This is a genomic window from Streptomyces hirsutus, assembly GCF_001418415.1.
Taxonomy (GTDB): domain Bacteria; phylum Actinomycetota; class Actinomycetes; order Streptomycetales; family Streptomycetaceae; genus Streptomyces; species Streptomyces hirsutus.
Genome location: NZ_LIQT01000617.1, coordinates 1 through 5,951 on the forward strand (window position 1 = coordinate 1; position 5,951 = coordinate 5,951).

General features: G+C 71.3%; 7 protein-coding genes and 1 pseudogene. 2 read left to right on the forward strand and 6 right to left on the reverse strand.

The window, feature by feature from the left end; all coding sequences use genetic code 11:
* Window positions 1-155, forward strand: a pseudogene (locus AOK11_RS45835) (N-acetylmuramoyl-L-alanine amidase); the annotation flags it as partial.
* A gap of 278 nt (window positions 156-433) precedes the next feature.
* On the opposite strand, the gene AOK11_RS35960 reads toward AOK11_RS45835, so the two are convergent.
* The 3 genes from AOK11_RS35960 to AOK11_RS42445 all read right to left on the reverse strand — a co-directional run bounded on the left by AOK11_RS35960 (window position 434) and on the right by AOK11_RS42445 (window position 2,159).
* Window positions 434-1,603, reverse strand: coding sequence for a cysteine desulfurase family protein (locus AOK11_RS35960; RefSeq protein WP_055597838.1), 1,170 nt, complete (start codon window positions 1,601-1,603; stop codon window positions 434-436).
* A gap of 68 nt (window positions 1,604-1,671) precedes the next feature.
* Entirely contained in the window at window positions 1,672-1,992 is a 321-nt protein-coding gene (locus AOK11_RS35965; RefSeq protein WP_240497624.1) for a DUF4190 domain-containing protein, read from the reverse strand.
* A 5-nt stretch (window positions 1,993-1,997) separates the two neighbouring features.
* Window positions 1,998-2,159 (reverse strand): hypothetical protein, encoded by a 162-nt coding sequence (locus AOK11_RS42445; RefSeq protein ID WP_107098763.1) that lies wholly within the window; start codon window positions 2,157-2,159, stop codon window positions 1,998-2,000.
* Window positions 2,160-2,331: 172 nt separating this feature from the next.
* On the opposite strand from AOK11_RS42445, the gene AOK11_RS35970 reads away from it, so the two are divergent.
* A complete protein-coding gene (locus AOK11_RS35970; protein WP_055597839.1) occupies window positions 2,332-3,051 on the forward strand; it encodes a TetR family transcriptional regulator in 720 nt (239 codons plus the stop codon).
* 30 nt (window positions 3,052-3,081) lie between these two features.
* Here AOK11_RS35970 and AOK11_RS35975 read toward each other — a convergent pair whose 3' ends face one another.
* From AOK11_RS35975 to AOK11_RS35985, 3 genes are all read right to left on the reverse strand, one after another.
* A complete protein-coding gene (locus tag AOK11_RS35975) occupies window positions 3,082-3,942 on the reverse strand; it encodes a thioesterase family protein (RefSeq protein ID WP_055597840.1) in 861 nt (286 codons plus the stop codon).
* 90 nt (window positions 3,943-4,032) lie between these two features.
* A complete protein-coding gene (locus AOK11_RS35980) occupies window positions 4,033-4,692 on the reverse strand; it encodes a trimeric intracellular cation channel family protein (RefSeq protein ID WP_055597841.1) in 660 nt (219 codons plus the stop codon).
* A gap of 144 nt (window positions 4,693-4,836) precedes the next feature.
* A partial coding sequence (locus AOK11_RS35985; RefSeq protein WP_055597842.1) for an ABC transporter ATP-binding protein occupies window positions 4,837-5,951 on the reverse strand: 1,115 nt, incomplete at its 5' end.

Sequence of the window (5,951 nt, forward strand, 5' to 3'; positions counted from 1 at the left end):
CCCGGATCTGCGCCCGCTACGACATCCCGGTCGACCGGAAACACATCATCGGCCACATCGAGGTGCCGGGGACGGATCACACCGACCCGGGCCCGCACTGGGACTGGGAGCGCTACATGAAGCTCGTACGTCAGGCGCTCACGGCGACGGCCTGACCCCGCCACCCGAAAAACTGGACAAAAAACCTCAACCTACCCTCTTCCATCCAGAAGCGGGCGTTCTATCATAAGAACAGGCCTACGGGATGAGTGAGGGAGTTCGACCGGAGTAGCCGACTTCAGCGCGAAGCTTCGGTTTCCGCTGGTGCCGACGTCGACGGTCGGGCTGAGAGGCCGGAAGGTCGCAAGACCGGAAGGCGACCCCTAGTCACCTGATCCGGGTCATACCGGCGAAGGGAACCCGTCTCGTAGGTCGTCGTCGTGCCCGGGGGACGTCAGGTCAGCCCCGCCGCCCGCGCACGCTCCACCGCCGGCCCGATGGCCTTCGCCAGTTCCTCGACGTCGGCCCGGGTGGAGGTGTGACCGAGGGAGAAGCGGAGGGTGCCGCGGGCCAGGTCCGGGTCGGTGCCGGTGGCCAGCAGGACGTGGCTGGGCTGGGCGACACCGGCGGTGCAGGCGGAACCGGTGGAGCACTCGATGCCCTGGGCGTCGAGCAGGAGCAGCAGGGAGTCGCCCTCACAGCCGGGGAACGTGAAGTGGGCGTTGGCCGGAAGCCGTCCCCCGGACGCGGGGTCGCCGCCGAGGACGGCGTCCGGGACGGCCTCGTGGACCGCGGCGATCAGGTCGTCGCGGAGCGCGCCGACCTCGCGGGCGAACCATTCCCGCCGCTCGGCGGCGAGCCGGCCGGCGACGGCGAAGGAGGCGACGGCGGGCACGTCGAGCGTGCCGGAGCGGACGTGCCGCTCCTGACCTCCGCCGTGCAGCACCGGTACGGGGGTGTACTCACGGCCCAGGACCAGCGCTCCGATGCCGTACGGGCCGCCGATCTTGTGGCCCGAGACGGTCATCGCGGCGAGCCCCGACGAGGCGAAGTCCACGGGCACCTGGCCGAAGGCCTGGACGGCGTCGGAGTGCAGCGGGACACCGAACTCGGCGGCGGTCTCGGCGAGTTCACGGACCGGCAGAATCGTCCCGATCTCGTTGTTGGCCCACATCACGGTGGCCAGGGCCACGTCGTCGGGGTTGCGGGCGATCGCCTCGCGCAGGGCGTCCGGGTGGACCCGTCCGTGGGAGTCGACCGGCAGGTACTCGACGACGGCGCCCTCGTGCTCGCCGAGCCAGTGGACGGTGTCCAGGACGGCATGGTGTTCGACGGGGCTGGCGAGGACCCGGGTGCGGGCCGGTTCGGCGTCGCGCCGGGCCCAGTACAGGCCCTTCACGGCGAGATTGTCGGCCTCGGTCCCGCCGGAGGTGAAGACCACCTCGCTGGGACGGGCTCCGAGGGCTTCGGCGAGGGCTTCGCGGGCTTCCTCGACACTCCGGCGGGCACGTCGGCCGGCGGCGTGGAGGGAGGAGGCGTTGCCGGTGACGCCGAGGTGCGCGGTGAGTGCCTCGACTGCCTCGGGAAGCATCGGGGTGGTCGCGGCGTGGTCGAGGTAAGCCATGGTGGGGCCGATTCTACGGCCCGTGCCCGGTGGCTTCGGGGTGCGGTCGGCCGGGATGCCCCGCCGGCTCAGAAGCTCCAGGAGATCGTGTCGTTCATCTGCATCAACGCCAGCAGGACCAGCAGGTCGGCGATGCCCAGGCCGAGGCCCAGGCAGGCGCGTCCGCGCCGGGTGGTGCCCCGCCGCAGGGCGGTGCCCGCCAGCACGATGGCGATCGGCCCGAGAACGATGTTGAGGACGAGCAGACCCAGCAGGCCCAGGACGAAGGACGCGACCGCCATGCCGTCGGAGTCCTGGACAGCGGTTCGGGTGCGGGTGTCGACGGCGGTTCGGTGCGTTGCGGTGCGGTGGGTCGCGATGCGATGGGCGGCCGGTGAGGTGAGACGCATGGCGTTCAGCCCTCCCGGTGGATGCGGTCGTGGCGCTCGCGCAGGGCGAAGACGGCGAGCCAGACGGCGATGACGGCGCCCCCGGCCGCGGAGACGGTCAGGGGCGCGTGGGCCACGGTGCCCAGGACGACGCCCATCAGCAGAAGCGCGGCGACGAGGAACAGCACGGGTCGGATCCTCCAGGCTTCGAGGTTCGGGTTCGGTCCGGGTTCGCCTCGGTACTCGGTGCGACGGTCGGCGAACGATTACGGTACGAGTGTTCACTGACTGGTCAGTCTAAACACTCGGCGCACGGCATCACGCTTTGCGATTCCGGAGAACAGTTGTTGACTGCATGGCATGAGTCACCCCCTCGGCACCCGGCAGGCGCAGAAGCAGAGGACCCGGCGAGCGCTCCTCGACGCGGCGCTGGAACTGCTCGAGGAGCAGAGTCTCGGCAGCCTGGGTCTGCGTGAGGTCACCCGGGCCGTGGGGATCGCCCCGACCGCCTTCTACCGGCACTTCCGCTCGGTCGAGGATCTGGGCGTGGCGCTGGTCGGGGAGGCGCTCGAGAGCCTGCACCCGTTGATCGGGACGGCGGTGTCCGCGACCGGTGACGCCGAGGAGCGCATCGCGCGCGCCGTGGAGTCGATCGCCGGGCATGTGGACCGGTACCCGGCCCACATGCGGTTCATCGTCCGTGAACGGCACGGCGGGGTGCGGGCGGTCCGGGAGGCGATACGCGACCAGCTCGCCCGGTTCACCGAGGAGGTCGCGAAGACGCTGGCCGAGGACCCGGTGTCCGCGGGCTGGAGCGCGGACGACCTGCTGATGCTGGCCCAGCTCTACGTCGACCAGATGATCGCCACGGGATGCCTCTTCCTGGAGGCTCCGGCCTCGGCGGGGACCCCGGTGACGACGTCGGAGCCCGGCCACGGGGACCGGGCGCGGGAACGCGTGGCACGGACGGCGGCCCGTCGGCTGCGGCTGATCAGCATCGGCCGCCTGCACTGGCTGGACCGCCCGGCCGACGAAGGCACCTCCGGCAGAGGTGCGGCCGGCGTCGGTACGGCCGGCTGACCCGCCGCCGGCCGTACCGCGAAGGACCGCTCAGCCCAGGCGCACCCGGGCAAGCTGACGGGACTGGGCGACCAGCCGGTCCGCGCTGTCCCAGACCTCGGCGTCCTCCTCGAGGAAGCCGCCGGCGAGGTTGCGGGTGGTGATCGACACCCGCAGCGGGCCGGGCGCCGGGCGGGAGCGGACGTGCACCGTCAGCTCGACCGTGGGGACCCAGCCCTTGAGCCCGAGTTCGAAGGCGGTGGGAGGCAGCGCGTCCACCGCGAGGAGCAGGGAGAGCGGGTCGTGCTCCCGGCCGTCGGCGAGCCCGAACCAGGCGCGCATCTCCCCCTTGCCGGAAGGCTTTCCGAGGGCCCAGCCGAGGGTCGACGGGTCGAGCTTGAGCATCAGCCGGTCCATGATGGCGGAGCTGCCGTCGACGGGGGCCGGACCGTCCTCAGGACCGAAGCACTGGTCCATGGGCGGTATCGCGGGCGGCTCGGCCGACGTACGGACGTCGTCGGGGAGGGCGCCCAGGTCGCCGTAGGAGGCCAGGAGGCGGATGCGCTCGACCTCACGGCCCTGGTCGTCCCTCTGGAAGAGGGACGCCTGCCCGGTCGAGAGGGTGCGTCCGGTGCGTACGGTCTGGGTACGGACGACCGCCGGGCCCGGCTGGGAGGCGGTCAGATAGTGCGCGGAGAGGGTGAACGGGTCCGGGTGCGGCAGGGTGTCGGCGAGGGCGCGGCCCAGGACGGCCAGCAGATAGCCGCCGTTGACGGCGCTGATGATCGTCCAGCCGGCGGAGAGGTCGATGTCGTAGACGCCCGGTTCGCGGGGCGTGACCGCGGTGTCGCGGTCGAACTCACTGTCGCCGATGGCGGCCCGGACGGCCGGGGCGGAGGCTGCTTCTGGCATGGGTGAACAGTACAAGAGTCACCTACTAAGCGGTAGCTTTGGGTTCCCGCCCGCTCATCCTCTCGCCCGCTCCGCCTCCCCGCCCTTCCCCTACTCCTCTTCGCGGGCCGTCGAGCGACGCTGCCACGCGCGGGGTGCCCGCCAGTGGTACCTCAGCGCCAGCAGTCGCAGCCCGAAGGCCGTGATCACGGCGAGGGTGCTGGTGAACGCGTTCAGCGCGTCGAACCGGATGCACAGGGCCACCATGGTGGCGCCGACCAGCGCCGGTACGGCGTACAGGTCGCGGTCCCAGCGCAGCAGCGAGGGCACCTCGTTGGCGAGCACGTCCCGCAGCACACCACCGCCCACCGCGGTGACCAGTCCCAGGCAGGCGGAGGCGGTTAGGCCGAGCCCGTAGTCGTACGCCTTGGTGGTGCCGACGACGCAGAACAGCCCGAGCCCCGCGGCGTCGAAGAAGTTGACGGCGTTCTGGATGCGCTCGACGTGCGGGTGGAGGAAGAAGACCAGCGCCACGGCCACCAGCGGGGTCACGAAGTACCCGAGGTCCGTGAAGGCGGCGGGCGGCACGGCGCCGATGACCACGTCGCGGAAGAGCCCGCCGCCCAGGGCGGTGGCCTCGGCGAGGACCGCGATGCCGAAGACGTCGAGGTTCTTGCGGACGGCCAGCAGGGCGCCCGAGATCGCGAAGACGAAGATGCCGATCAGGTCGAGCGCGTGCAGGAGGGACGGGCTGAAGAGTTGCTGGAGCACTTTCACATTCTTACTCAAAAAGAACCCCTCGCCTTGCAAAGCAAGGCGAGGGGTGGCACGAACTTGCGGCCCGAGGAGTTCTCGGAGCACCGGACGATTCAGCTCCGTCCGGTGCTCCGGGAGTCCGAGGAGTACGGCGGTCCGTCAGTCGGTCCCGCCCGGACCCTTGCCGGACGCGTCCGTCCCCGCGGCGTCGCGGTCCTTCGCGACGGCATCGGCCGTCGGGTCGCTCGGGACCTCGACCGCTGCCGGCACCTTCTCCTTGACCACCGCGGCGTCCGGCTTGGTCGTCGAGTCGGCCGGCAGGAGCGCGGCGGGAACCTCCGCTTCGCCCTCGGCCCGCTCCGCCAGCACGTCCTCGGTTTCCGTGACGGCCTCGATGCCCGTCGGCCGGGTCGGCTTCAGCTCTCCCGACGCGATCTCGGCGACGTAGTGGCAGGCCACCCGGTGACCGCCGCCGACGTCCTTCAGCTCCGGCCGTTCGGTCGCGCACTTCTCGGCCTGCGCCCAGGGGCAGCGGGTGTGGAAGCGGCAGCCGCTGGGCGGGTTCGCCGGGGAGGGCAGGTCGCCGGTGAGCAGGATGCGCTCGCGGCGGTCCTCCACCTCCGGGTCCGGCACCGGCACGGCCGACATCAGGGCCTTGGTGTACGGGTGCTTGGGCTCGGCGTACAGCGTGTCGCTCGGCGCCTCCTCGACCAGCGAGCCCAGGTACATCACGCCGATCACGTCGGAGATGTGCCGGACGACCGCGAGGTCGTGGGCGATCACCAGGTAGGTCAGGCCGAGTTCCTCCTGGAGTTCCTCCAGCAGGTTGACGACCTGGGCCTGGATCGACACGTCGAGCGCGGAGACCGGCTCGTCGCAGATGATCACGTCCGGCTCGAGGACCAGCGCGCGGGCGATGCCGATGCGCTGGCGCTGGCCGCCGGAGAACTCGTGCGGGTAGCGGGCCAGGGCGTTGGAGGGCAGGCCGACCCGCTCCAGGATCGCCTTGATCTTCTCGCGGCGCTCCTCCTGGTTCTTGCCGATGCCGTGGGCGACCATGCCCTCGGACAGGATCGACTCGATGTTCTGCCGGGGGTTGAGCGAGCCCAGCGGGTCCTGGAAGACCATCTGGAGCCGGCGCCGGAAGCGGCGCATCTCCTCGCTCGGCAGCTTCGCCAGGTCGGTGCCGTCCAGGACGACCGACCCCTCGGTGATGTCCACCAGCCGCAGCACCGACCGCCCGAGGGTGGTCTTGCCGCAGCCGGACTCGCCGA